Source organism: Microbacterium sp. NPDC077184 (genome assembly GCF_040687055.1).
Lineage (GTDB): Bacteria > Actinomycetota > Actinomycetes > Actinomycetales > Microbacteriaceae > Microbacterium.
In genome coordinates this window covers 329,894-353,798 of record NZ_JBFBMM010000002.1, presented here as the reverse complement: position 1 = coordinate 353,798, position 23,905 = coordinate 329,894, and the positions used below count along the sequence as shown (strand labels likewise).

Sequence of the window (23,905 nt, the reverse complement as noted above, 5' to 3'; positions counted from 1 at the left end):
GCCAATCGGGGAAGGTGAGGCTACCCTTACTTCGTGCCCGCCATCGCTACCGAGGTCCGACCCGCGTACCGCCCGTACATCCTGCAGGTCGCCGGAGTCCAACGGCTCTCGCCGCACTTCGCGCGCGTGCGGCTCACGGGCGACGACCTGGAGCACTTCGGGACCGCGGGACTCGACCAGCGTGTGAAGATCCTCTTCCCCGACGCGCGCGGCGCCTTCGCCGACGTCGGCCAGGACGAGGGCGCGGGCGACTGGTACGACCGGTGGCGCGCACTCCCCGACGCGTCGCGGAACCCCTTCCGGACCTACACGGTCCGGCGGATCGACCCCATCCGGCGGGTACTTGAGATCGACTTCGTCGTCCACGAGGACCCCGGTCCGGCGGGAGCATGGGTCAGCGTCGCCTCTGTCGGCGACCCCCTGATCGTCGTCGGGCCCGACGAGCGCAGCCCGCATTCGCGCGCGGGCCTCGACTGGCACCCCGGGACGGCGAGGCGCGTGCTGCTGGCGGGCGACGAGACGGCGGTGCCCGCGATCAGCGGCATCCTCGAGGCGCTTCCCGCGCGATGCACCGCCGAGGCCTTCCTGGAGGTGCCGACCGCGGCGGACGCGCAGGACCTCGTCGTCGGCGCGGGTACGCGCGTCCACTGGATCGCGCGGGGCGGCGCAGAGCACGGATCCGGCCTTCTTGCCGCGCTCCGGGCATGGACGGGGGAATCGTCCGATCTGCTCGCCCGCGCCTCCGCGCCCCGACCGCAGGCACTCGCCGATGTCGATGTCGACGCGGAACTCCTGTGGGACTCCCCGCTCGACGGCGAAGGCGAGTTCTACGCCTGGATCGCCGGCGAGGCCGCGATGGTCAAGACCGCGCGTCGTCTGCTGGTGTCGGAGTGCGGTGTGGACCGCAAGCGCGTCGCCTTCATGGGCTATTGGCGCCTCGGACAGTCAGAGCGCACGGGATGACCCGCGCCCCGCGGTCCGCGGGGCAACGTCGCATCGCCGTCACGGCCGTCGTGGCGGCGGCGCTGACGCTGGCCGCCGTCGTCCTGAGCATCGCCGTCGGCGCGCGGCCGATCGCGCCCGCCGTCGTCGTCGACGCGCTGTTCGCCTACGATCCGAGCCTCAACGACCACGTCGTGGTCCTCACCCAGCGCGTGCCCCGCACCCTCATCGGCCTCCTCGCGGGTGCCGCGCTGGCGCTCGCGGGCACGACCATGCAGGGTCTGACGCGAAACCCGTTCGCCGACCCGGGACTCCTCGGTGTCAACGCCGGGGCATCCGTCGGCGTCCTCGCGGCCATCACGTTCGCGGGAATCCGTCAGCCCGCGGGCTTCGTCTGGTTCGCGTTCGCCGGCGCGGCGGTCGCGGCGGTCTTCGTGGCCGTCATCGGCTCCCGCGGACCGGATGCCGCGTCGCCGGCCAAGCTGGCCCTCACGGGGGCCGCGGTCACCGCGGGACTCACCTCGATCACGCTCCTCATCCTCACCACGCAGTCTGCGGCCCTCGACGTGTACCGCTACTGGTCGGTGGGTGCCCTCACCGCGCGTGGCCTGGACACGGTCGCGCTGGTCGTCGTCCCGCTCGCGGTGGGCGCCGTCCTCGCTCTGGCCTCTGCGCGCGGCCTCGACCTCCTCGCGCTGGGCGAGCAGACGGCGACCGGCCTCGGACACAGTGTTCCGCGCACGCGCGCCATCGGCATCCTCGCGGCGGTCCTCCTCGCCGGGGGAGCGACGGCCATCGCCGGCCCGCTCGTCTTCCTCGGACTCGTCGTGCCCCACCTTCTCCGCTTCCTCGTCGGCGCCGGCTACGCGGCGCTGCTCTGGATCGGGATGCCGGTGGGGGCGACGCTGCTGCTCGTCGCCGACGTCCTCGGCCGGGTCGCGGCGCCCCCCGGCGAAGTCCAGGCCGGCGTCGTCCTCGCGATCATCGGCGCGCCGGCGCTCATCGCGCTGGTCGTGCGCGGAGAGCGGGTGTCGCTGTGATCGCCGTCGCGGACGTCCGGCGCCTGGCCCGGCGTCGCTGGGGCATCGTGCTCGTCTCCCTCGGTGCGCTCACGGTCGCAGCCGCCGCGGCGGCGCTCATGATCGGCGACTATCCGCTCGGCCCGGGACAGGTGCTCGCCGTCCTGTTCGGCGGCGGCGAGCCGGTGGAGCAGTACGTCGTCCTGCAGTCCCGTCTGCCGCGACTGGCCATGGCCCTGCTGGTCGGCTCGGCCCTCGGAGTCGCCGGTGCCCTGCTCCAAGCCCTCCTGCGCAATCCGCTCGCGAGTCCCGACCTGCTGGGGATCTCCGGCGGGAGCACGCTCGCCGCGGTGTTCTGCCTTCTCGTCCTCGGACTGACAGGGCCCGTGCTCGCCGCCTTCGCCCTCGTCGGAGGGCTCGCGGCATCCGCTCTCCTCCTCGCCGTGGCGCGGGGGCGCGCCGCGGGGTACCGCCTCATCCTCGCCGGGATCGGGGTGTCCTTCTTCTGTGCGGCCCTCGTCGGCTTCCTCATGACCCGCGCGCAGCTGCAGCAGACGCAGGCGGCGCTCGTCTGGCTCACCGGCAGCCTCGCCAGCACGCCGTGGTGGCAGGTCATCGTCCTCGCCGTGGTGTGGCTGCTCGTGCTGCCCCTGCTCCTTCCGCTGGCGCGTCGCCTTCCCGTCCTGATGCTCGGCGAGCAGACGGCGACGGGTCTCGGCGAGCACTCGGGGCGGGTCCGCACCGCCGGCGTCGTCGTCGCGGTCATCCTGACGGCGGTGACGTGCGCCTTCGCGGGCCCCATCTCATTCGTGGCGCTGTGCGCGCCCGCAATCGCCCGGCCCCTCACCGGTCACGGGTCGGTCGCCCTGGCGCCGAGTGCGCTGGTCGGCGCGGCGCTGCTGGCGCTGTCTGACCTCGTCGCGCAGTACGCGCTCCCGAACGTGTCGATGCCGGCGGGTGTGGTCACCGGGGCGTTCGGCGCCGTGTTCCTGCTGTGGTTGCTCGCGACGTCGAAGGGACGCGCACTATGACGACATCCGCCCGCACCACCCGCGTCGAGGCGCGACGGCTGACCGCCCGTGCGCTGCGCGCCGGCTATCCGGGGCGTACCGTCATCGACGGGTTGGACCTGGAGCTGGCCCCCGGCAGGATCACGATGATCATCGGCGCCAACGCCTGCGGCAAGTCCACGCTGCTCGGAGCTCTCGCACGCCTGCGGGCGCCGCTGTCCGGCGCGGTGGAGTTGGACGGCGAAGACGTGGCTCGGATCCCGCGCGCGTCGTACGCGCGTGCCGTGGGCCTCCTGCCCCAGCATCCGATCGCTCCCGAGGGGATCACGGTCGCCGAGCTGGTGTCGCGGGGGCGGCATCCGCACCGGGGACTGTTCCGTCGCTGGAGCGCGGAGGACTCGGCCGTCGTCGATGACGCGCTGCAGCGCACCGGCACCGCGGAGCTCGCGGCACGTCCGGTCGGCGACCTGTCCGGCGGCCAGCGGCAGCGCGTCTGGATCGCCATGGCGCTGGCCCAGGATCCGAGCATCCTGCTGCTGGACGAGCCGACGACGTTCCTCGACCTCAGCCACCAGATCGAGGTCCTCGACCTGCTGCGCGAGCTGAACACCACCCGCGGCACGACCATCGTCGCCGTGCTCCACGACCTCAACCTCGCGGCCCGCTACGCCGACGAGCTCGTGGTCCTCTCGGGAGGCCGGCTCATCGCGCAGGGCGCGCCCGTCGATGTCCTCACCACGGAGGTCGTGGCCGAGGCGTTCGCGCTCGACGCCCTCGTCATCCCCGACCCGCTCACGGCGACTCCGCTCGTCGTCCCCGTGCCCGGCGGTGCGCACGTCACCGCCGACCCCGCCTGATCCCGGCATCCGTGGATCACCATCAGAAAGGAAACCCGATGACCCGCTTGCGCCCGGTCCTCGCCCTCGCCGCCGCCACGACGCTGGCGCTCTCCCTCGCCGGCTGCGCCTCCGCCGCCGAGGAGTCCGACACCTCCGCGCCCGCCGCCGGCGACAGCGCCGCCTTCCCGCTGACGATCCCCTCCGCGCTCGGGGACGCCGTCCTTGAGTCCGCCCCGGAGCGGGTCGCGACCTGGGGCTGGGGCGCCACGGACGCGGTGCTCGCCCTCGGCGTCGTGCCCGTCGCCATCCCCTCGGACGATTACTCCGGCGGCGAGTCCCGGATCTCCCCGTGGATCGAGGACGCGCTCGAGGAGATGGATGCCGAGACTCCGGTGATCCTGGACAACTCCGCGTACGAACTCCAGGTCGAGGAGCTGCTCGCCGCCGACCCCGACGTGCTGATCGCCCCGTACTCCGGGCTCACCCAGGAGGAGTTCGACGCGGTGACCGGAGCGGGGATCCCGGTCGTCGCGTACCCCGAGGCGCCGTGGACGACACCGTGGCGCGACGTGGTGACCATCACGGGGGAGGCGCTCGGACTCGAGGCCGAGGCCGACGAGGTGCTGGAGTCGCTCGATGCGGAGGTCGCCGATGCCGCTGCCGCGCACCCCGAGTTCGAAGGCGTCTCGATCTCCGTGCCGAGCGATTCCGCGGGAACCTGGTACCTGTACCTGCCCGCCGACCCGCGTGTGGAGATCCTCGAGGACCTCGGCTTCGTCACGCCGCCGAGCGTCACCGACCTCGACACCGGTGAGTCGACGTTCTACACCACGGTGAGCCCGGAGAACCTCGATGAGGTGAACTCCGAGGTCGTGCTGACCTTCGTGGACAGCGAGGAGGCGTTCGAGGGCTTCCTCGGCTCGTCCACCGCCCAGCTCATGCCCGCGGTGGCGAAGGGGGCGGTGGCCGGCCTGGTCGGCGTCGAGGAGATCTCCGCGCTCACCCCCACGCCGCTCACCCTCCCGTGGATCCTTCCCACGCTGACGGAGAAGCTCGCCGCGGCGACGGCGGTCGCGCAGGGCTGACCGGCGTCGTCCGATACGAGAAGAGCCCCCGACCGCACGGTCGGGGGCTCTTCCCATTCCGTCAGGCGATCACGCGTCGCGACGTCGGTCGACCGCGCGCACTCCCACCCAGGCGAGGGGCACGAGGACGGCCGCGGCGGCGGCCTTGATCAGGCCCGGCAGGATGAACGGCACGACGCCTGCGGCGAGGACGGAGGCCGCGGTCACCTGCTGACCGAGCACGGTGCCGAGGATCAGCGCCATGTAGGGGACGCCGATCAGGAAAGGGACGACGCTGGCCGCGACGAAGCCCACGAACGCCAGCCAGGGCTTCCGGTCCCAGGCACGTTCGGCGAACCACCCGGCCAGGAAGGCGGCCGGGATGAACCCGACGATGAACCCGAAGGACGGTGACAGGACGTACGCGGGGCCGGCGACCGGACCGGCGAAGACGGGAAGCCCCGCGAGCCCGACGAGGAGGTAGGTCGTCAACGCCGCCGCGCCGCGACGGGCTCCGAGGGCGGCGCCGACGACGATGACGCCGAGCGTCTGGCCGGTGATCGGGATCGGTCCGATGAAGAAGGAGACCTTCGCGAGGAGCGCGACCAGCGCCACGCCGGACAGGACCAGGGCGGCATCCACGGCGAAGGCGCGGGAACGGGTTGCGGGACGGCCGAGAGCGTCGGCGAGGACGCGTCGGCGGTGTGGGGCGGCGAGCGAGGACATGGGTCTCCTTCGGCGTCAGGGGAGGGCACCGCGCCGGTGGCGGCATCCCGGATCTCACTCTAGGGCGACGCGCCCCGGCGGCGCTGTCGGGTTCCGACGGAGGAACGGAGGAATCTTTGTATGGGCGGTCAGGCGGTAGACTGGGCGGCTGGCCGTCGGCCATCCTCCACCCTCGATCGAACGGACCTCCGCTGTGCTCGCCGTGCACGAACTCGAGATCCGCGTGGGCGCCCGTGTGCTCATGTCGGACGTGTCCTTCCGCGTCTCCGGGGGCGACAAGATCGGACTGGTCGGCCGCAACGGCGCCGGCAAGACCACGCTGACGAAGGTTCTCGCCGGCGACCTCCTTCCCGCCGGGGGATCGGTCGACCGCATCGGCGAGATGGGCTACCTCCCGCAGGACCCGCGCTCGGGTGATCCGGAGATGCTCGCGCGCACGAGGATCCTCGACGCCCGTGGCCTCGGCACGCTCGCGCTCGGAATGCACGAGGCATCCCTCGCCATGGGCGATGACGACCCCGCCGTCGCCGCCAAGGCGATGAAGCGCTACGGATCGCTCACCGAACGTTTCGAGGCGCAGGGCGGGTATGCCGCCGAGGCGGAGGCGGCCTCCATCGCGCACAACCTCTCGCTGCCGGACCGCATCCTCGACCAGCCGCTGAAGACGCTGTCGGGTGGGCAGCGGCGTCGCATCGAGCTCGCCCGCATCCTGTTCTCGGATGCCCAGACGATGATCCTCGACGAGCCCACCAACCACCTCGACGCCGACAGTGTCGTGTGGCTGCGGGAGTTCCTGAAGGGGTACAAGGGCGGACTCATCGTCATCTCCCACGACGTGGAGCTCGTCGGGGAGACCGTGAACCGCGTGTTCTACCTCGACGCCAACCGTCAGGTCATCGACGTCTACAACATGAACTGGAAGAACTACCTGCGCCAGCGGGTGGCCGACGAGGAGCGCCGGAAGAAGGAGCGGGCGAACGTCGAGAAGAAGGCCACCGCCCTGCAGCAGCAGGCAGCGCGCTTCGGCGCGAAGGCGTCCAAGGCGGCCGCGGCCCACCAGATGGTCGCGCGCGCGGAGAAGCTCCTGTCCGGTCTCGAGGAGGTTCGCCAGGAGGACCGCGTCGCGAAGCTGAGGTTCCCGAAGCCCGCGCCGTGCGGCAAGACCCCGCTGATGGCCTCGGGACTGTCGAAGTCCTACGGGTCACTGGAGATCTTCACCGACGTGGACCTCGCGATCGATCGAGGGTCGCGGGTGGTGATCCTCGGACTCAACGGTGCGGGCAAGACCACGCTGCTGCGCATCCTGGCCGGGGTCGATCAGCCCGACACCGGTCAGCTCGAACCGGGGCACGGTCTGAAGATCGGCTACTACGCCCAGGAACACGAGAACCTCGACGTCTCCCGGTCGGTGCTGGACAACATGATGTCCGCCGCTCCGGACATCACGGCGACCGAAGCCCGGAAGGTGCTGGGATCCTTCCTCTTCACCGGTGACGACGTGCTGAAGCCTGCCGGGGTGCTCTCCGGCGGCGAGAAGACGCGCCTCTCTCTCGCGACGCTCGTGGTCTCGTCGGCGAACATGCTCCTCCTCGACGAGCCGACCAACAACCTCGACCCGGCTTCCCGCGAGGAGATCCTCGGTGCCCTCGCGCACTACGAGGGCGCGGTCGTCCTCGTCTCCCACGATGAGGGCGCGGTCGAGGCGCTCAATCCGGAGCGCGTCCTCATCCTGCCCGACGGGGTCGAGGACATCTGGGGTCGCGACTACGCGGAGCTCATCTCGCTGGCCTGAGCGCCGCGCGCGGTCCGTGCGCGGTCCGCGTCGAGGAGGGCGTCCTCGTCGTCGGCGTCGCGATCGCGTCGACGGCGTCGGTCCGGAGGCAGCGCCACGGCGTCGTCTCCGGCATCCTGTTCGTCCTCGAGACGGTGGCGGCGCTCGGTGCGGATCACGTATCCGATGAAGATGAAGCCCATCAGGGCGAAGAGGATCCACTGGATCGCGTAGGACAGGTGCGGCCCGGGGTCCTGCGACGGAGAGGGGAGTGCCGCGGGGGTGTCCGCCACCGCGGGGGTCTCCGAGACGAGGATGCCGTACACGCCCCCGATGAGCGCGTCCGCCGCCGCGGGCGAGAGCTCACCCCCGATGAGGTCGACGTTGATCGTCGGGACCTGCCCCTCGGGGGCGGATCGTCCGGATGTCGGCGCGGCCTCTTCCGGGCGCAGGCGCACGACGACGGCGGACTCGCCGAGCGGTGGATCGGGCACGACCGCCGGCCCCGTGCCCTCCTCGGCGGGAGGCACCCAGCCCCGGTCCACGATCACGACACGGCCGTCGGAGAGACGGAAGGGCACGAGCACCTCGAAGGCCGAGGTTCCGCCGTGTGGGCGATTGCGGACCGTGATCTGCTCGTCCGCGAGGTACTCACCCTCGAGCACCACCGGACGCCACTCGTCGTCGGCCGAGAGTCCGTCACCGGGCAGGATGACCTGTTCGAGCGGAACGGGCGCGGCGTCGTAGTTCTGCTCGACCAATGCGAGCTGCGCCGCCCGGTCGTCGTTGCGGGAGAACTGCCAGTTCGAGAGCCAGACGCAGGCGATCGCGAAGACGACGGCCAAGCCGATGTAGATGCTCCACCGCCCGGCGCGGGGGAGCGACTGCATGCTCACTCCGCGGTCGCCGCTCACGACATCCTCCGCTCCGTCTCGTCGGTCGCGCCGAGCGTCGAGACCGAAACGGGGAAGTCGCGGGCGGCGAGGAAGTCGCGGAGATAGTCGCGATGCTCGTCGCAGGCGACCCACGTCTTCGTGCGGTCGGCGCCGTGGATGCGTGGGTTCCGCCAGTCGATCCGCCAGCGCGCCGCGGTCCGGCATCCTGCCCGCGAGCAGTCTGCAACGACCGCCGCGCTCACGGACGCGTCGGCGGTTCGGGCGGCGGATTCTCCTGGATACGGAACACGTCCGTGGTTCCGTGCGTTTCCTCGAGCCGGATCACGATCGGTCCTTCCGGACGGACGGGCCGCTCCGAGGGCGCCGCGGGGAGCGCTCGTTCCGGGTCCACCCGCGCTTCGGTCAGCGGCTTGTCGTCGACGTTCGCGTCGACCACCGCGAAGTACGGCAGGAGAACCGCGGCCGCACCGAAGATCCACGTGTACCAGCCGTACGGCGTGATGACGACCATCAAGATGAAACACAGGATGCGCGCCGCCATCATGATCAGATACCGCGTCGACCGCGCGTCCGCGGCGTCCCGCGGCGATCGCGGCAGGGACGTGGTGGATGGGGCGTGGCGACGGTTTCTCACGGTGGTACCAGGGTACGCCCGTGGGGTGGATGCGGCTCCGGATGCGCACGTCTGTTCTGCGCGCGGTCAGCTGTACGAGGTGGAGCCGCTGACCAGGATCGCGGGGAGCAAAAGGAGCAGGAAGAGCAGCAGGCCGAGGACGATGAAGCCGAGGCCCACCCAACCGACGATCGTGCCGGCCAGTGCGAGGCCGCGCCCGTTCTCGCCGGTCCGCTTGATCTGCGACAGCGACATGTGGCCGGTGATCACCCCGACGAGCGAACCGATGAAGGGGAGGACGACCAGAGCGGCGAGAGAGGACACCAGCGAGACGATCGCGAGCGTGTTCGTCTTGGGCGCCGACGGGTAGCCATACCCCTGGGGGCTCGACGCTCCCTGCGGGTAGGCGGGGGCGGCGTAGCCGGAGGGAGCGGGGTAACTCGGCGCGGCACCCGCCGGCGGGCCGTATGCCGGTGGCGGCGCGTAGCCGGGCGCGGGCGGAGGGGTCGCTGCCGATCCTTCAGCGGCGGGGTTGGAGCCCGGAGAGTTGTCGCTCACGGTCAGCCTTTCGTCGAGTGTGACTCCAGCGTTCCAGCGGCGGGTGGGCGTGTCAAACCGCCCGACGCTAGGCTGGGGCGGTTCCCCCCGCAACCTGCTTCAGGAGTGTTCATGTCCACTGACCGCGTCGTCCTCGTCACCGGTGGAAACCGCGGCATCGGCCGTGCCATCGCGGAGCGCTTCGTGCGCCTCGGATACCGGGTCGCCGTCACGGCGCGCTCCGGCGAAGGGCCGGAGGGGACGCTGACGGTCCGTGCGGATGTCACCGACGCCGCCGCGGTGGATGCCGCGTTCTCCGAGGTCGAGGCAGCCCTCGGTCCCGTCGAGATCGTCGTCGCCAACGCGGGGATCACCAAGGACACCCTGCTGATGCGGATGACCGAGGACGACTTCGACAGTGTGGTGGCCACGAACCTCGGCGGTGCCTTCCGGGTCGTCAAGCGCGCGTCCAAGAACATGCTCCGCGCGCGGTGGGGTCGGGTCGTGCTCATCTCCAGCGTCGTGGGGCTCTACGGCTCGGCCGGTCAGGTGAACTACGCGGCATCCAAGAGCGCCCTCGTGGGATTCGCGCGCTCCCTCACCCGTGAGCTCGGCGGCCGCGGGATCACGGCGAACGTCGTCGCGCCGGGCTTCATCGAGACCGATATGACCGCCGAACTCCCCGAAGCGACGCAGGCCGAGTACAAGAAGAACATCCCCGCCGGCCGCTTCGCCACCTCCGATGAGGTGGCGGGGGTCGTGGCATGGATCGCTTCGGACGATGCCGCCTACATCAGCGGTGCGGTCATCCCGGTCGACGGCGGTCTCGGTATGGGGCACTGACGCGAGACTCGCCGGCGCCGGTCAGCGGGGCAGGAGCGGGATGACCTCGCGCAGGTCGACCGGGCCGATGACGAGGTCTGCGTGGGTCCGGACGGTCGGCTTGGCATTGAAGGCGAGACCGAGCGCCGCGACTCCCATCATCTCCAGGTCGTTCGCGCCGTCGCCGATGGCGATGGTCCGTCCGTAGGGGACGCCGAGGTCGTCCGCCCACCCCGACAGGGTGCGGGCCTTCGCCGTGGCATCGACGACCTCATCGGTGACCGTTCCGTCGAGGACGCCGTCGCGCTCGCCGAGTCGGTTGGCCCGCCAGCGGTCGACGCCGAGATCGGGTGCGACATGGTCGAGGATCTCGTGGAAGCCCCCGGACACCACGCCCACGACACCGTCGCGCGCGTGCACGGCGGCGATCAGCTCCCGGACGCCCGGGGTGGGTTCGACCCGCGAACGGACGCGGGCGAACGCCGAGACAGGAACACCCCGCAACGCCGCGACGCGGGAGCGGAGGCTCGTGGCGAAGTCCACCTCTCCTCGCATCGCGGCCTCGGTCGCGGCGGCGACTTCGTCACCGCGACCCGCCTCGTCCGCGAGGAGTTCGATCACCTCATTGCGGATCAGGGTGGAGTCGGCATCCAGGACGACGAGGAGTCGCGCGCGGGCGTCAGGCATCCCTCGAGGCTATCGCTCGCGGGTGCGCCGTCCGTCATCGGTCGACGTGGACGCCCTTGCCGACGATCGTGATGCCGGTCTCCGTCACCGTGAATCCGCGCTGGAGGTCGCGTTCGCGATCGACACCGACGGTCGCGCCTTCTCCGAGGACGACGTTCTTGTCGAGGATGGCCCGGTGGATCCGCGCCCCGGTGCCGACGCGCACGTGGTCGAACAGCACCGAATCGGTGATGGTCGACCCACCGTCGGCGAGGGTCCACGGACCCACGACGCTGCGCTCCAAGTGCGTGCCGGACAGGACCGACCCGAGCGAGACGATCGAGTCGATCGCGTTGCCGATGCGCCCGACGGAATCGCGCACGAACTTCGCCGGCGGGGAGTTCACCGCCTGCGAGTGGATCGGCCACTCCGTGTTGTAGAGGTTGAACACCGGCAGGGTGGAGATCAGGTCCATGTGGGCGTCGAAGAACGACTCGATCGTGCCCACGTCCCGCCAGTACGAGCGGTCGCGGTCGGTGGACCCGGGGACCTCGTTGCGCTTCATGTCGTAGACGCCGGCCTCGCCGCGTGCGACGAAGTACGGGACGATGTCGCCGCCCATGTCGTGGTTGGAGGTCGGGAGCTCGCCGTCGCTCTCGACCGCGGCGATGAGCGCGTCGGCGTCGAAGATGTAGTTGCCCATCGACGCCAGCACCTCGCCCGGGGAGTCGGCGAGCCCGGTCGGGTTCTGCGGCTTCTCGAGGAAGTCCTTGATCCGGGTGGGGTCGTCGGCGTCGACGTCGATGACGCCGAACTGGTTGGCGAGGGAGATCGGCTGGCGGATGCCGGCGACGGTCGCCTTCGCGCCCGAGGCGATGTGGGCGTCCAGCATCTGCTGGAAGTCCATCCGGTAGACGTGGTCGGCACCGATCACGATCACGATGTCGGGCTGCTCGTCGTTGATGAGGTTGAGGCTCTGCAGGATCGCATCGGCGGAGCCGGAGAACCACCGCTTGCCCAGACGCTGCTGCGCCGGCACCGAGGCGACGTAGGAGTTCAGCAACGCGGACATCCGCCACGTCTGGGAGATGTGACGGTCGAGGCTGTGGGACTTGTACTGGGTCAGGACCACGACCTGTCGCAGACCCGAATTGATCAGGTTCGAGATGGCGAAGTCGATGAGTCTGTATTGGCCCCCGAACGGGACGGCGGGCTTCGCGCGATCCGCCGTGAGGGGCATCAGACGCTTGCCCTCGCCGCCGGCGAGGATGATGGCGAAGACCTTCGGCGCTGCAGGCATGGGAACACACTATGGCGCGTTGGGTCGGTGTACTAGCGTTCGATCATGCGCGTCGACATCATCACGAAGGAATACCCGCCCGAGATCTACGGCGGAGCGGGCGTTCACGTGACCGAACTCGTGCGCGCCCTCCGCGAGAACGTGGACGTACGCGTGCGCGCGTTCGGCGCGGCGCGCGACGAGGAGGGCACCACCTCGTACGCGGTCCCGGACGGCCTTCGCGACGCCAACGCCGCACTCCAGACGCTCGGCACGGATCTCGAGATCGTCGGCGACGTCGCCGGAGCGGACATCGTCCATTCCCACACCTGGTACGCCAACTTCGCGGGGCACCTCGCGGCGCTCCTCCACGGCATCCCCCATGTCGTCACCGCGCACAGTCTCGAACCGCTCCGACCGTGGAAGGCGGAGCAGCTCGGCGGCGGATACGCCGTGTCCGGCTACATCGAGAAGACCGCCTACGAGGGCGCCGCGGCGGTGGTCGCGGTGAGCGAGGGGATGCGTGCCGACATCCTCCGCAGCTACCCGGCCCTGGACCCCGCGAAGGTGCGGGTCATCTACAACGGCATCGACACCGACAGCTGGCATCCCGTCGACGACCCCGGGCTCCTCCGCGAGCTCGGCGTCGACCCCGAACGGCCCTCCGTCGTGTTCGTGGGGCGCATCACGCGGCAGAAGGGTCTGCCCTACCTCCTGCGTGCCGCCGAGTCGCTGCCGCCGGAGGTGCAGCTCGTGCTGTGCGCCGGGGCCCCCGACACCCCGCAGATCCTGGCGGAGGTCGAAGAGCTCGTCCGCGGACTCCAGGCGACGCGGGACGGTGTGGTCTGGATCGACCGCCTCCTGCCGCGTCGCGAGCTCTGCGCGATCCTCACGGCCGCCACGACGTTCGTCTGCCCCTCGGTCTACGAGCCGCTCGGTATCGTCAACCTCGAGGCGATGGCGTGCGGTGCCGCGGTCGTCGGGACGGGCACCGGGGGAATACCCGAGGTCGTGGTCGACGGCGTCACGGGCCGGATCGTCCCGATCGATCAGGTGCAGGACGGCACCGGGACGCCGACGGATCCCGACGCCTTCGTCGCGGATCTCGCCCGCGTGCTCACCGAGGTGGTGAGCGACCCCGACCGTGCCCGCGCATACGGCGAGGCGGGTCGCGCCCGGGCGCGCCAGGACTTCAGCTGGGCATCGATCGCCGCGCAGACGGAGGAGCTCTACACCGAGTTGCGCGCCTCCGGCAGATAGGCTGGGCGGCATGCCGCAGGTGCTCGAGTTCTCCGATGTCGTCGTCCGCCGAAACGCCCGCAACATCGTCGATCACCTGGACTGGTCCGTCGAGGACGACCAGCGTTGGGTGGTGCTCGGACCGAACGGTGCGGGCAAGACGACCCTCCTCCAGCTCGCGGACACGCTGCTGCACCCGACGTCGGGGCGCGTGTCGATCCTCGGCGAGCAGCTCGGGCGCACCGATGTGTTCGAGCTGCGCCCGCGGATCGGCTTCGCCTCGTCGGCCATGGCGCGCCGCGTGCCGCCCGAGGAGACGGTGCTGGATGTCGTGCTGACCGCCGCGTTCTCCGTGGTCGGTCGGTGGCGCGAGGACTACGAGGACATCGACGAGCGGCGCGCCCTCCGCGTCCTCGCCGAGTGGCGTCTCGATCATCTGGCGGACCGGACGTTCGGCACTCTCAGCGACGGCGAGCAGAAGCGCGTGCAGATCGCGCGGGCGGTCATGACCGATCCCGAGCTCCTCCTTCTCGACGAGCCCACCGCATCCCTCGATCTCGGCGCGCGGGAAGAGCTTCTGGCGCTTCTGAGCGGATACGCGCTGGCGCCGAGCACGCCCGCGATGGTGATGGTCACCCACCACGTGGAGGAGATCCCCGTCGGCTTCACGCACGTGCTGCTCCTCGCTCAGGGCCGTGCCGTGGCGGCCGGTCCGATTCCCGAGACCCTCACGGCGGCGGCGCTGACCGAGGCCTTCGGCGTGCCGATCACCCTCACGCAGGACGAGGGGCGTTTCGCCGCCCGTGCCTCCGGTTCGGCGATCGCCTGACCTCCTGATAGACTCGTCCCTTGGTGCACGCGCACCACAGACTTTCCGACGCCTCTTGCAAGGACCATCATGAAGACTGACATCCACCCCGACTACAAGGCCGTCGTGTTCCGCGACCTCGGTTCGGGCGACACCTTCCTCACGCGCTCGACCGTGTCCAGCGACAAGACCATCGAGCTGGACGGCGTGGAGTACCCCGTCATCGACGTCGAGATCTCCTCCGCCTCGCACCCGTTCTACACGGGCAAGCAGCGCATCATGGACTCCGCCGGTCGCGTCGAGAAGTTCAACCAGCGCTTCAAGAACTTCGGCTCCAAGTAAGCCGCACGGAGAAGGCCCCGCTTCGGCGGGGTCTTCGTCGTTTGCGGGGGGCCGCTCAGCGGATGGGCCAGCTCCCGTCCAGGCGCGCGTCGGGTTCGAGTCGTCCGATCGAGATGAAGTACTCGGTCAGGCCGGCCGCTTGCGCACGCGCCCACGCGATCTGGCGCGTGTGGAGTTCGGCCGCGGTCTCGGGCAGCCAGGGCGCGAAGCGTTCGGCGAGAGCCTGGGCGACGCGTCCCGCCGCGATCGCGTCGGCGGATGCCTCGTGCGCGTCGTCCAGGCGCACTGCGTAGTGCGCGGCCACCGCCGAGAGGGTCCGTTTGCCCCGCCGCCACCGGTCGTAGGTCTTGTCGACGACGAGCGGGTCGATGACGGGGGCGGGCGCGACGATCGGGTCGAGCCCGTGCCGCCGTGCCTCGTTCTTCAGAAGTGAGAAGTCGTAGGGCGCGTTGTAGGCGACGACGGGGGTCCCGGCCGCGAAGAGCGCCCGAAGCGCGTCGAGCACCTCGGCGACGACCTTGCGCGCCGGTCGGCCTTCGGCGTGTGCGCGCGCGGTGGTGATCCCGTGGATGGCCGCAGCGCCGTCGGGGATGGGGATGCCGGGGTCCGCGAGCCAGTCGCGGGCCTCGAGGACGCGTCCCGAGGCGTCGAGCACACCGACGTGCGCGGTGACGATGCGGTCGGATGCGACATCGACCCCCGTCGTCTCGAGGTCGAACACGCCGATCACCCGGGTCCATGCGGGGGTGTCGAACAAGGCGAGCTGCGAGTCCATGGCGCCCACGGTAGGGCTCTCCTCCGACACCGCCGGCAGGGCACGCAGGATCACGGAGATGTGCGAGATGACGGATGCCGTGGGCCCCGGGCATCCGTCATCCGGCACATCGCCGCGATCGTGTTCACGCGGGCGGCGCACGGTGGCCTCGTAGACTCGGGGGATGCCCGCACCCCACCCCTACGCCGAGCTCCTCGACGCGATTCCGGTCGAGCGGCACGAGGTCGAGGTGCAGGGGGGCGCCACCGCCTACTGGGTCTACGGCCCCGCCGATGCGGCGACGACGATCCTCGCGGTGCACGGTTTCCGCGGCGAGCACCACGGTCTCGAGCCGGTCGTCGCGCACCTCGACGGCGTCCGGATCATCTCGCCCGATCTTCCCGGCTTCGGCGAGACGCCCCCGCTGCCCGGAGTGCGCCACGACCTGGCGACCTACGCGGGATGGTTGCGCGCGTTCGCGGGTGCCGTGGCGCCGGGGGCGGTGATCCTCGGGCATTCGTTCGGTTCGATCGTCGTGGCGGCCGCCGTCGCGGGCGGGCTCGAGACACCGCGCGTCATCCTCGTGAACCCGATCGGAGCCCCCGCCCTCGAGGGCCCGCGCGGCATCCTGACCCGACTCGCGGTGTTCTACTACTGGAGCGGTGCGCGGCTGCCGAAGCCCATCGGCGACGCGCTCCTGCGCAACGGCGCGATCGTGCGTGTGATGAGCGTGTCGATGGCCAAGACGCGCGACGCCGACCTGCGTCGCTTCATCCACGACCAGCACGACACGTACTTCTCCCGGTTCGCCGATCGCGATGTGCTGCATGACGCGTTCGTCGCCTCGGTGTCGCACGACGTGCGCGAGTTCGCGCCCGCCATCGCGCAGCCGACCCTGCTGATCGCCGCCCAGAAGGACGACATCACCCCGATCGAGGCCGAGCGTCATCTCGCGACACTCTTCCCGGATGCCGCGCTGGTGGAGATCCCCGATGTCGGGCATCTGATCCACTACGAGACTCCGGGTGTCGCGGCCGCGGCCGTCACCCGATTCCTGACGCCCTCCGACGGCGATACGCGATGACGTTCATGCGGTTGCCGCAGTTGCCTGTGTCGCAGTAGCGCTTGGATCCGTTCTTCGAGTAGTCCACGTATGCGGCGTCGCAGTCGTCGGCGTCGCAGCGACGGATGCGGTCGTACTCGTCGGCGCGGATGACGTCGACGAACGCCATCGCCGACTCCACCAGCATCCGCACATCGAGGGGGGAGTCGTCGGAGGTCGCGTGGATGTGCCAGTCGTACTCGTCGTGGATGACCAGGCGGGGGAGGGCTCCGCCGTCCTCGAGCATGGCGTTGACCAGCGGCACCGCGCCGGCGCGGTCCACGTCCCAAAGCGCGTCCAGGCGTGCGCGCACGTGCCGGACCGCGGCGAGCTCCGCGTCGTCGAGCCGCACGACGCCGCTGTACGGATGCCGGGAGAGGAGGGCCTTGAGGTCGTCGATCGTCACGAGGTCGTCCTCCCGATCCCCGTCCGGGAGGGTGTTGACCAGGTCCACGACCATCATCAGCGTGCGCTTGGTGTCATGAATGAATACCACGTTGACTCCTGACCTCGGGATCCCCTACTGTCACGAGTGTAGACACAGTTCGCCCCTGACAGTCGGATGCCCATGACCGCCGCGACCGCGCCCATCCCCCTCATCGCCCCGGAGCGCGGGGCTCCCCGCCGCACGGCGGGTCTGCTCATGGCCGTCGCCTCGGCGCTCGCGTTCTCCTCGAGCGGACCCTTCATCAAGCCCCTCCTGGAGCAAGGCTGGTCGCTCGGCGCGGCTCTGCTCGTGCGCATGGCGCTGGCGGGTCTCGTCCTGTCGCCGGCGCTGTGGATCGCGATCCGCCGTCAGCGTGGATTCGTCCGCCTGCACGGCCGCCTGATCGTGGGCTTCGGCCTGACGGCGGTGCTCGGCTGTCAGCTGTTCTTCTTCGCCGCGATGCAGCGGATGCCCGTGGCCGTCGCGCTGTTGATCCAGTACCTCGCGCCGGTGATGCTCGTCGCGCTGGTGTGGGTGCGCACGCGTCGTCGCCCCTCCCGGCTCGTCCTCGTCGGCACCGTGCTCGCGGTGGTCGGGCTCGTCCTGGTCGTCGACATCTCCGGCGCCGGATTCGACCTCCTCGGGACCCTGCTCGCGCTGGGTGCCGCGGTCTGCGTGATGGCGTACTTCCTCATCGCGGAGCGGACGGGCGACACCCTGCCGCCGCTGGCGTTGGCCTCGGGCGGCCTGTTCGTCGGTGCCGCGGTGATCGGGCTCTTCCTCGCGGTGGGGGTGATGCCGTGGCATGCTCCCGCAGTGACGGTGGTCCTCGCCGGGGCGGAGGTGCCGTGGTTCGTGCCGCTGCTGTTCGTGGGTCTCGCCGGAACGAGCATCGGCTACGCGTTCGGCGTGATGGCGGTGCCGCGGATCGGGTCGCGCGTGGCGTCGTTCGTCGGACTGTCCGAGGTTCTGTTCGCGCTCGGGTTCGCGTGGATCTTCCTCGCCGAGGTGCCGGCCCCGGTCCAGTTCGTCGGCGGAGCGCTCATCCTGCTCGGCGTCGTCCTCGTCCGCGCCGACGCGGAGTCGGCCGCGGAGCCGAAGGGGGAGGCCGCTATCGTTCCCGTCGTGCCAGCTCCATGAGGGGCAGGACGCGATGGGCGATGACCTCTCCCATCACGAGCGACGTCTCGGTGCGCTCCACGCCGTCGATCGCCAGGATGCGCGCGTCGGTGTCGAACAGGTGCTGCGTGTCGCGGCAGGCGACGCGGACCAGGACGTCGACCGATCCGGACAGTCCGTGTGCGTGGACGATCTCCGGTACCCGTGCGAGTTCCGCGGTGATCCTCGGCAGGTCCGCCTGTCGCACCGTCACGCTGATGAACGCCTCGATGGGGAACCCCAGAGCCTCGGCGGAGATCGCGCGCTCGAACGAGAGGAACACGCCCGTCCGCTCCAGGCGGGCCATGCGGGCCTGGACGGTGTTGCGCGAAAGGCCGAGCCGATCCGCCAGGGCGACCACCGTGGCCCGGTGATCGGCGGACAAGGCGGCGAGAAGCTCGAGGTCGACGTGATCCAGCCCACTCATAGTGCTGAACATTAGCAGGTATCTCAGCGGTGCGTGAGGCATCATGCTCAATCGGATGCCGAATGGTTGAGCGTCGTGACGACTGGACGTAGCGTGGCCCTGACCGGCGACGACGCCGGTCGACGCCACTGCCGGACGACTCACGAGGTCCTCCGGCCGAGGAGGGATGACGATGACGCACACCCTGAACCCGACGGCCGACATCGCGACCGACATCGATGATGTCGCGCGCCTGATCGGCCCCGACGGCACCCGCGTGACGGACCCCGAACTGGAGCGCTGGATCGCCGACGTCGATGCCGAAACCCTGCGGGGGCTCTACCGCGACATGGTCCTCGTCCGCCGGATCGACAGGGAGGGTGTCGCCCTGCAACGCCAGGGGCAGCTCGGACTCTGGGCGCCGTGTCGCGGCCAGGAGGCGGTGCAGGTCGGTACCGCACGGGCCCTGCGCGCGGACGACTTCGTCTTCCCCAGCTACCGGGAGGTCGGCGTCCACCATGTGCGGGGTGCAGCGCCGCAGGACTTCGTGCTCGCGTGGCGCGGCGTGACGCACTCCGCGAACGACCCTTACGCGACCAACACCGCCACGTCGCAGATCATCATCGGCGCGCAGGCGCTGCACGCCGTCGGGTACGCGATGGGGATCCAGTGCGACGGTGCCGATCAGGTCTCGGTGGCGTACTTCGGCGACGGGGCGACGAGCCAGGGTGATGTGAACGAGGCGATGGTCTTCGCGTCGTCCTTCTCCGCGCCGGTCGTGTTCGTCTGCTCCAACAATCAGTGGGCGATCTCGGAACCCGTCTCCGTCCAGGCCGCGTACCCGATCGCGGGGCGTGCGCCCGGATTCGGCATCCCGAGCCTCCGGGTAGACGGCAACGACGTGCTGGCGTGTCTCGCGGCGATGCGGTGGGCCACGCATCGGGCGCGGACCGGTCAGGGACCCGCCTATATCGAGGCCGTGACCTACCGCATGGGGCCGCACACCACCTCGGATGACCCCACCAGATATCGCGACGAGGCGGAGGTCGAGCGCTGGCGTCGCCGCGATCCGATCGACCGTCTCGAGGCGTTCCTGCGCGGACAGGGAGAGCTCGACGACGCCTTCACCACGTCCGTCGCCGCGGACGCGGACATCCTGGGCGCGGCCGTGCGCGCCGCCACGCTCGGGGCGCGCACGCCCGAGCCCCTGGAGGTGTTCGACCACGTCTACGCCGAGCCGCACACCGGTCTCGACGAACAGCGCGGCTGGTTCGCCGCCTACCTCGACGGCTTCGCGGGAGAGGAGGAGGCATGACCGAGCTGACCATGGCGAAAGCGATCACGGCGGGACTGCGCCGCGCGATGGCGGATGACCCGAAGGTCCTCGTGATGGGGGAGGACGTCGGCTCGCTCGGCGGCGTCTTCCGCGTCACCGACGGCCTGCAGGCCGAGTTCGGCGCGCAGCGGGTGATCGACACCCCGCTTGCGGAATCGGGCATCATGGGCACGGCCGTCGGCTTGGCCTTCCGGGGCTTCCGCCCCGTCGTCGAGATCCAGTTCGACGGCTTCGTCTATCCGGCGTTCGACCAGATCGTCTGCCAGGTCGCGAAGCTGCACTATCGCACGCGAGGCGCCGTGCGGATGCCGATCACGATCCGCATCCCGTGGGCCGGTGGTGTCGGAGCCGCCGAGCACCACTCGGAGTCCCCCGAGGCCTACTTCGTGCACACGTCGGGACTGCGCGTCGTCGCGGTCTCCGATCCGCAGGATGCGTACGTGTCGCTCCGTCAGGCGATCGCCTCCGATGACCCTGTCGTCTACTTCGAGCCCAAGCGGCTTTACCACCTCAAGGGCGAGGTCGATCTCTCCACCGATCTGGCGGACGCGGCGCCGCTCGGGCTCGCACGCGTCGTGCGGGAGGGCCGGGACGTGACGCTGCTCGCATACGGCGCGATGGTCCGCACCGCCGTGGATGCCGCCGAGGCGGCGGAGGCGGAGGGGATCTCGATCGAGGTCATCGACCTGCGCTCGCTGTCTCCGGTGGACTACCGGACGCTGGAGACGTCGGTGCGCACGACCGGTCGCGTGGTCATCGCGCACGAGGCGGCCCGCGAGGCCGGCGTCGGGGCGGAGGTGATCGCGAGTCTCACCGAGCGGTGTTTCCACTATCTCGAGGCGCCGCCCGTGCGCGTCACCGGTCACGACATCCCGTACCCGCCGGCCAAGCTCGAGAAGCATCACATTCCCGACCTCGACCGGATCCTCGACGCGGTCGACCGCGTCCTGGACCGTCCGAACAGTCGCTCGGAGGTGGTGGGGTCGTGATCGAGCAGTTCCTGCTGCCCGACCTCGGAGAAGGTCTTCCCGAGGCGGAGATCGTCCAGTGGCACGTCGCCGAGGGGGACGCCGTCGTCCTCAACCAGACGATCGCCGAGGTCGAGACCGCGAAGGCGATCGTGGAGATCCCCTCGCCGCACGCCGGTGTCGTCCGCTCGCTCCATGCCGCTGCGGGCGAGGTCGTCGACGTCGGCGCCCCGCTGATCTCCTTCGAGATCGCCGCGGACGCCTCCGGCGACGCCCCCGGTTCCGCACCCGCGTCGGAGACGCCGGGTGAGGAGGAGTCGGGCCCCAACCTGGTCGGCTACGGTGCCGCGGCGCGCCGCGCCGGGCCGCCACGCCGTCGCGCGCGAACGCACGGGGCGCGGAGAAGCGACGTCGACACCGCCGTTCTGGAGGCTGCTCCCCACGATGCCCGACCCCGTCCCGAGCCGGCGGAGGAGCCCGGCCGGGAGCGCCCGCGCTCGACGCCCCCCGTCCGGGCGCTCGCGAAGCGGCTGGGCGTGGACCTCTCGCTCGTCGAAGCCTCCGGCGTCACGGGCATCATCACGCGCGAGGATGTCGAGGCGTATGCCGAGGCGGTGGCGCCGAGCGGCCGGCGGGATGCGGTGTCCGCCGTCGCGCTCGCCGCTCCCGACGAGGGTGCACCCACGACGCGGATACCCATCCGCGGGGTGCGCAAGCACACGGCGGAGGCGATGGTGCGCAGCGCCTTCACCGCGCCGCACGTGACGACCTTCCTGACCGTGGACGTCACCGAGACGATGGAGCTCCTCGCGCGCCTGCGGGAGGACCGCGAGCTGGGCGAGGAGAAGATCGGCATCCTCGCCGTCGTGTCGAAGGCCGTCTGTCTCGCCCTCCGCCGGCACCCGGAACTGAACGCGCGATGGGATCAGGACGCCGGAGAGATCATCCAGTACCACTACGTCAACCTGGGGATCGCCGCCGCGACGCCCCGAGGACTGCTCGTGCCCCATGTCGCCGATGCCGAGCGGATGTCGGTCCTCGAGCTGTCGCGGGCGATCCGCGACCTCGCCGACACCGCCCGCTCAGGTCGCACCGCGCCCGGTGCGCTGAGCGGCGGCACCTTCTCCATCACCAACGTGGGGGTGTTCGGCATCGACGCCGGAACCCCGATCCTGAACCCCGGTGAAGCCGGGATCCTCGCGCTCGGCGCGGTGCGCCGCCAGCCGTGGGAGCACCGGGGCGAGGTGGCACTCCGCCAGGTGACGACACTCGCGCTGTCGTTCGACCATCGGCTCGTGGACGGCGAGCAGGGCGCGCGATTCCTCGCGTTCGTCGGAGACCTGCTGCGCGATCCCGCGCGAGGACTGATGCTCGCCTGACGGCGTCAGCGGATCTTCGGGTAGAACAGCCCGAGCCCGTGCGTCCGGAGGGTGTGGAATGCATCCGCGTACGTCTCGGGCTCGGGCGTGCCCGGCGCATAGCGGGCCAGAAGAAGCCCGAGGAGACCACGTCCCGGATTGCTGATCGGCTTGTCCTTGTGCGTGCCTTCCGCGAGATCGTCGAGGTCGTCCTCGTGCGGGTTGGCGGGCACGTACATGGGGTGCACGCGGGGCCATTGCGACGCCGGTCGGGGGGTGTCGAGGTTCACCACGGCGAACAGGTCGTTCGCTTCGGCGTCCCGCCTCGTCAACGGGCGCAGCCCGTGCAGGCGGGACAACGTCGCGATGACGGCGCCGTGATGCATCTCGTCGTGCAGGATCGTGCCCGCTCGCGTGTAGGCCGACACGGCGATGGCGGGGACCCGGCATCCCAGTCGGTCGAAGGTGAAGCCCATCTCTCCCGGCTCGGCATCGGCCACCGGGGGAATGGCGGCCGGGGGAGGAACGTGGTCGTACGTGCCGCCGTGCTCGTCGAAGGTGATGAGCAGGAGCGTGTTCATCGCGTTGGATCCGCCCGGCGTCGCGCTGGTGCGGACCGCGTCGTAGATGTCGGCGACGAGCTTCTCGCCCGCGCGGACGTCGGACACGGCCGAATCCACGATCTCCTCGCCGTCGACGTCGCTGGCGCGGAGGACCCCGAACGGGGGGTGGAAGTCGTTGTGGTTGTACACGAGGCGCGGCTCGATGAACGCGTAGGCGGGGAGGGTCCCGGCCTCCGCCTCCGCATAGAACTCGTCCATGTGCCCGAAGCGGTTCGTCCGCCAGAACTGCTGGAGGACCGGCGCGTGCATGATGCCGGTCAACGACACCAACTGCTGCTCGTCGAAGTAGATCTTCCACGAGATCCCCGCCTCCTCGAGGCGGTTGAAGATGGTGGGGGTGGGCTCCGCCTCCAACCACTTCTCGTAGCCGCCGCCGTGCTTGTTCGACACGTAGCCGTGCGAGGTGGAGGCGTGGAAGAACGACCGGTTGCAGTAGGTCTGGGAGGGGACGGCGGCGAACCACGCGTCGAAGACGGCGAATTCGCGCGCGAGTTCGGACAGCACGGGCAGCTGCTGCGGCGAGAATCCGCCCATGATGTGGCGGACCTCTCCCGGCTCGGGTTCCGCGCCGCCGCGGAGTTCGCGGACGTTGTTCTCGTAGTCGCGGACGAATCCCGACATCGTCGGCGCGGTCCCGGGCGGAGGGGCGTTGAACGGCGCCGTCATCGCACCGACGCCCACGGTGGCGTTCCCCGCCGGCTCCACGCGGTCGAACAGCTGCGTGTTGACGTGCGGGAACTCCTCACCGGGGTCCGGATTCGGGCGACCCATCAGCTCGTCCGTCGGACCGTCGTACACGTGCGCGGGGATGCGCTCGCCGTCGGAGGTCGTGTTGGCGTAGTCGCCGAACGCGAGACCGTCGAAGCGCTGTCCGGCCGGGAGGGTCTCGGGGGTGTACAGCCAGCCGAGCATGTTGTCGAAGGAGCGGTTCTCGCCCATGAGGACCACGACGTGGTCGAACCCGGGTGCGCTTCGCGGCGGAACGGCACCGAAATCGGTCGATCCCTCTTCGTAGCCGATGCGGTGCCCGATCGTCGCGCCGACGGCGGCCCCGCCGCCTCCCGCCGCGACCACGCCGGCTGCCGCGATGCCGCCGAGCGTGAGGAAGTCACGCCGTGACGTCCGCGTGTCCTCGGAGGGTGGGTCGGGCGAGACGGAGTGAGGCGTCGAGCGCGGCTTCTTCTTCATGATCGGGGCCGA

General features: G+C 70.6%; 26 protein-coding genes. 15 read left to right on the top strand and 11 right to left on the bottom strand.

Translation table 11 applies throughout. The features are described from left to right. Positions 1–33: 33 nt before the first annotated feature. The 5 genes from AB0O93_RS06355 to AB0O93_RS06335 are packed head-to-tail and all read left to right on the top strand — an operon-like array spanning position 34 to position 4,895. The gene (locus AB0O93_RS06355; protein WP_363341586.1) at positions 34–963 is read left to right on the top strand and encodes a siderophore-interacting protein; all 930 of its coding nucleotides are present in this window, start codon (positions 34–36) and stop codon (positions 961–963) included. After that, the gene (locus AB0O93_RS06350; protein WP_363341584.1) at positions 960–1,982 is read left to right on the top strand and encodes an iron ABC transporter permease; all 1,023 of its coding nucleotides are present in this window, start codon (positions 960–962) and stop codon (positions 1,980–1,982) included. The genes AB0O93_RS06355 and AB0O93_RS06350 overlap by 4 nt, the downstream gene beginning before the upstream one ends. Then, complete coding sequence (locus tag AB0O93_RS06345) at positions 1,979–2,992, top strand: iron ABC transporter permease (RefSeq protein ID WP_363341582.1); 1,014 nt, start codon at positions 1,979–1,981, stop codon at positions 2,990–2,992. The genes AB0O93_RS06350 and AB0O93_RS06345 overlap by 4 nt, the downstream gene beginning before the upstream one ends. Continuing rightward, complete coding sequence (locus AB0O93_RS06340; RefSeq protein WP_363341580.1) at positions 2,989–3,828, top strand: ABC transporter ATP-binding protein; 840 nt, start codon at positions 2,989–2,991, stop codon at positions 3,826–3,828. The genes AB0O93_RS06345 and AB0O93_RS06340 overlap by 4 nt, the downstream gene beginning before the upstream one ends. Positions 3,829–3,866: 38 nt before the next feature. Beyond that, the gene (locus AB0O93_RS06335; protein ID WP_363341578.1) at positions 3,867–4,895 is read left to right on the top strand and encodes an ABC transporter substrate-binding protein; all 1,029 of its coding nucleotides are present in this window, start codon (positions 3,867–3,869) and stop codon (positions 4,893–4,895) included. A 69-nt stretch (positions 4,896–4,964) separates the two neighbouring features. Here AB0O93_RS06335 and AB0O93_RS06330 read toward each other — a convergent pair whose 3' ends face one another. After that, complete coding sequence (locus tag AB0O93_RS06330) at positions 4,965–5,600, bottom strand: biotin transporter BioY (protein ID WP_363341576.1); 636 nt, start codon at positions 5,598–5,600, stop codon at positions 4,965–4,967. Positions 5,601–5,793: 193 nt separating this feature from the next. Here AB0O93_RS06330 and AB0O93_RS06325 point away from each other — a divergent pair, with 193 nt between their 5' ends. Continuing rightward, positions 5,794–7,392 (top strand): ABC-F family ATP-binding cassette domain-containing protein, encoded by a 1,599-nt coding sequence (locus AB0O93_RS06325; protein ID WP_310891658.1) that lies wholly within the window; start codon positions 5,794–5,796, stop codon positions 7,390–7,392. Here AB0O93_RS06325 and AB0O93_RS06320 read toward each other — a convergent pair. The 4 genes from AB0O93_RS06320 to AB0O93_RS06305 form a co-directional block, all read right to left on the bottom strand. Further along, positions 7,365–8,261: an SURF1 family protein gene (locus tag AB0O93_RS06320; protein ID WP_363341874.1), complete on the bottom strand. Its 897-nt coding sequence runs from the start codon at positions 8,259–8,261 to the stop codon at positions 7,365–7,367. The two genes, AB0O93_RS06325 and AB0O93_RS06320, sit on opposite strands and share 28 nt — an antisense overlap. A gap of 20 nt (positions 8,262–8,281) precedes the next feature. Further along, positions 8,282–8,509 (bottom strand): hypothetical protein, encoded by a 228-nt coding sequence (locus AB0O93_RS06315; RefSeq protein WP_363341574.1) that lies wholly within the window; start codon positions 8,507–8,509, stop codon positions 8,282–8,284. Next, a complete protein-coding gene (locus AB0O93_RS06310) occupies positions 8,506–8,901 on the bottom strand; it encodes a DUF3099 domain-containing protein (protein WP_363341572.1) in 396 nt (131 codons plus the stop codon). The genes AB0O93_RS06315 and AB0O93_RS06310 overlap by 4 nt, the downstream gene beginning before the upstream one ends. Positions 8,902–8,967: 66 nt before the next feature. Next, positions 8,968–9,438: a DUF4190 domain-containing protein gene (locus AB0O93_RS06305; RefSeq protein ID WP_363341570.1), complete on the bottom strand. Its 471-nt coding sequence runs from the start codon at positions 9,436–9,438 to the stop codon at positions 8,968–8,970. A gap of 111 nt (positions 9,439–9,549) precedes the next feature. Here AB0O93_RS06305 and fabG point away from each other — a divergent pair, with 111 nt between their 5' ends. Next, on the top strand, positions 9,550–10,260 hold the full coding sequence (gene fabG, locus AB0O93_RS06300; protein ID WP_363341568.1) for a 3-oxoacyl-ACP reductase FabG: 711 nt from the start codon (positions 9,550–9,552) through the stop codon (positions 10,258–10,260). Positions 10,261–10,281: 21 nt separating this feature from the next. Here the strand turns inward: fabG and serB are convergent, their stop codons facing one another. Both serB and glgC read right to left on the bottom strand, forming a co-directional pair. Next, positions 10,282–10,926, bottom strand: a complete 645-nt coding sequence (serB, locus tag AB0O93_RS06295; protein ID WP_363341566.1) for a phosphoserine phosphatase SerB — start codon at positions 10,924–10,926, stop codon at positions 10,282–10,284. A gap of 34 nt (positions 10,927–10,960) precedes the next feature. Then, positions 10,961–12,205, bottom strand: coding sequence for a glucose-1-phosphate adenylyltransferase (gene glgC, locus AB0O93_RS06290; RefSeq protein ID WP_363341564.1), 1,245 nt, complete (start codon positions 12,203–12,205; stop codon positions 10,961–10,963). A 45-nt stretch (positions 12,206–12,250) separates the two neighbouring features. Here glgC and glgA point away from each other — a divergent pair, with 45 nt between their 5' ends. From glgA to AB0O93_RS06275, 3 genes are all read left to right on the top strand, one after another. Then, positions 12,251–13,444, top strand: a complete 1,194-nt coding sequence (gene glgA / locus AB0O93_RS06285) for a glycogen synthase (protein WP_363341562.1) — start codon at positions 12,251–12,253, stop codon at positions 13,442–13,444. A gap of 10 nt (positions 13,445–13,454) precedes the next feature. Beyond that, positions 13,455–14,252 (top strand): ABC transporter ATP-binding protein, encoded by a 798-nt coding sequence (locus AB0O93_RS06280; RefSeq protein ID WP_363341560.1) that lies wholly within the window; start codon positions 13,455–13,457, stop codon positions 14,250–14,252. A gap of 69 nt (positions 14,253–14,321) precedes the next feature. Then, positions 14,322–14,573 (top strand): type B 50S ribosomal protein L31, encoded by a 252-nt coding sequence (locus AB0O93_RS06275; RefSeq protein ID WP_053547359.1) that lies wholly within the window; start codon positions 14,322–14,324, stop codon positions 14,571–14,573. Positions 14,574–14,628: 55 nt separating this feature from the next. Here the strand turns inward: AB0O93_RS06275 and AB0O93_RS06270 are convergent, their stop codons facing one another. After that, positions 14,629–15,348: a 3'-5' exonuclease gene (locus tag AB0O93_RS06270; protein ID WP_363341872.1), complete on the bottom strand. Its 720-nt coding sequence runs from the start codon at positions 15,346–15,348 to the stop codon at positions 14,629–14,631. Between the two features lie 163 nt (positions 15,349–15,511). On the opposite strand from AB0O93_RS06270, the gene AB0O93_RS06265 reads away from it, so the two are divergent. Continuing rightward, positions 15,512–16,411, top strand: a complete 900-nt coding sequence (locus AB0O93_RS06265) for an alpha/beta hydrolase (protein ID WP_363341557.1) — start codon at positions 15,512–15,514, stop codon at positions 16,409–16,411. On the opposite strand, the gene AB0O93_RS06260 is transcribed toward AB0O93_RS06265, so the two are convergent. Continuing rightward, positions 16,371–16,925, bottom strand: coding sequence for a CGNR zinc finger domain-containing protein (locus AB0O93_RS06260; protein ID WP_363341555.1), 555 nt, complete (start codon positions 16,923–16,925; stop codon positions 16,371–16,373). The genes AB0O93_RS06265 and AB0O93_RS06260 overlap by 41 nt on opposite strands. A 72-nt stretch (positions 16,926–16,997) precedes the next feature. Here AB0O93_RS06260 and AB0O93_RS06255 point away from each other — a divergent pair, with 72 nt between their 5' ends. Next, positions 16,998–17,996 carry a DMT family transporter gene (locus AB0O93_RS06255; RefSeq protein WP_363341553.1) on the top strand — a complete coding sequence of 333 codons (999 nt, stop codon included), beginning with the start codon at positions 16,998–17,000 and terminating at the stop codon, positions 17,994–17,996. On the opposite strand, the gene AB0O93_RS06250 is transcribed toward AB0O93_RS06255, so the two are convergent. Then, positions 17,968–18,441 carry an Lrp/AsnC family transcriptional regulator gene (locus tag AB0O93_RS06250; RefSeq protein ID WP_363341551.1) on the bottom strand — a complete coding sequence of 158 codons (474 nt, stop codon included), beginning with the start codon at positions 18,439–18,441 and terminating at the stop codon, positions 17,968–17,970. The two genes, AB0O93_RS06255 and AB0O93_RS06250, sit on opposite strands and share 29 nt — an antisense overlap. A gap of 172 nt (positions 18,442–18,613) precedes the next feature. Here AB0O93_RS06250 and pdhA point away from each other — a divergent pair, with 172 nt between their 5' ends. Genes pdhA through AB0O93_RS06235 form a run of 3 tightly spaced genes read left to right on the top strand, consistent with a single transcriptional unit; the run spans position 18,614 to position 22,103 of the window. Beyond that, positions 18,614–19,735, top strand: coding sequence for a pyruvate dehydrogenase (acetyl-transferring) E1 component subunit alpha (pdhA, locus tag AB0O93_RS06245; protein WP_363341549.1), 1,122 nt, complete (start codon positions 18,614–18,616; stop codon positions 19,733–19,735). Further along, positions 19,732–20,745, top strand: a complete 1,014-nt coding sequence (locus AB0O93_RS06240) for an alpha-ketoacid dehydrogenase subunit beta (RefSeq protein WP_363341547.1) — start codon at positions 19,732–19,734, stop codon at positions 20,743–20,745. Before pdhA ends, AB0O93_RS06240 begins: the two co-directional genes overlap by 4 nt. After that, positions 20,742–22,103: a dihydrolipoamide acetyltransferase family protein gene (locus tag AB0O93_RS06235; RefSeq protein ID WP_363341545.1), complete on the top strand. Its 1,362-nt coding sequence runs from the start codon at positions 20,742–20,744 to the stop codon at positions 22,101–22,103. The genes AB0O93_RS06240 and AB0O93_RS06235 overlap by 4 nt, the downstream gene beginning before the upstream one ends. Positions 22,104–22,108: 5 nt before the next feature. Here AB0O93_RS06235 and AB0O93_RS06230 read toward each other — a convergent pair whose 3' ends face one another. Further along, positions 22,109–23,893, bottom strand: a complete 1,785-nt coding sequence (locus tag AB0O93_RS06230) for an alkaline phosphatase family protein (protein WP_363341543.1) — start codon at positions 23,891–23,893, stop codon at positions 22,109–22,111. Positions 23,894–23,905: the final 12 nt, after the last annotated feature.

Coding starts and splice junctions, on each gene's coding strand:
- AB0O93_RS06350 (WP_363341584.1), top strand. CDS start 960: ATGACCCGCGCCCCGCGGTCCGCGGGGCAACGTCGCATCGCCGTCACG.
- AB0O93_RS06340 (WP_363341580.1), top strand. CDS start 2,989: ATGACGACATCCGCCCGCACCACCCGCGTCGAGGCGCGACGGCTGACC.
- AB0O93_RS06335 (WP_363341578.1), top strand. CDS start 3,867: ATGACCCGCTTGCGCCCGGTCCTCGCCCTCGCCGCCGCCACGACGCTG.
- AB0O93_RS06330 (WP_363341576.1), bottom strand. CDS start 5,600: ATGTCCTCGCTCGCCGCCCCACACCGCCGACGCGTCCTCGCCGACGCT.
- AB0O93_RS06320 (WP_363341874.1), bottom strand. CDS start 8,261: ATGCAGTCGCTCCCCCGCGCCGGGCGGTGGAGCATCTACATCGGCTTG.
- fabG (WP_363341568.1), top strand. CDS start 9,550: ATGTCCACTGACCGCGTCGTCCTCGTCACCGGTGGAAACCGCGGCATC.
- serB (WP_363341566.1), bottom strand. CDS start 10,926: ATGCCTGACGCCCGCGCGCGACTCCTCGTCGTCCTGGATGCCGACTCC.
- glgC (WP_363341564.1), bottom strand. CDS start 12,205: ATGCCTGCAGCGCCGAAGGTCTTCGCCATCATCCTCGCCGGCGGCGAG.
- glgA (WP_363341562.1), top strand. CDS start 12,251: ATGCGCGTCGACATCATCACGAAGGAATACCCGCCCGAGATCTACGGC.
- AB0O93_RS06280 (WP_363341560.1), top strand. CDS start 13,455: ATGCCGCAGGTGCTCGAGTTCTCCGATGTCGTCGTCCGCCGAAACGCC.
- AB0O93_RS06275 (WP_053547359.1), top strand. CDS start 14,322: ATGAAGACTGACATCCACCCCGACTACAAGGCCGTCGTGTTCCGCGAC.
- AB0O93_RS06270 (WP_363341872.1), bottom strand. CDS start 15,348: ATGGACTCGCAGCTCGCCTTGTTCGACACCCCCGCATGGACCCGGGTG.
- AB0O93_RS06265 (WP_363341557.1), top strand. CDS start 15,512: ATGCCCGCACCCCACCCCTACGCCGAGCTCCTCGACGCGATTCCGGTC.
- AB0O93_RS06255 (WP_363341553.1), top strand. CDS start 16,998: ATGACCGCCGCGACCGCGCCCATCCCCCTCATCGCCCCGGAGCGCGGG.
- AB0O93_RS06250 (WP_363341551.1), bottom strand. CDS start 18,441: ATGAGTGGGCTGGATCACGTCGACCTCGAGCTTCTCGCCGCCTTGTCC.
- pdhA (WP_363341549.1), top strand. CDS start 18,614: ATGACGCACACCCTGAACCCGACGGCCGACATCGCGACCGACATCGAT.
- AB0O93_RS06240 (WP_363341547.1), top strand. CDS start 19,732: ATGACCGAGCTGACCATGGCGAAAGCGATCACGGCGGGACTGCGCCGC.
- AB0O93_RS06230 (WP_363341543.1), bottom strand. CDS start 23,893: ATGAAGAAGAAGCCGCGCTCGACGCCTCACTCCGTCTCGCCCGACCCA.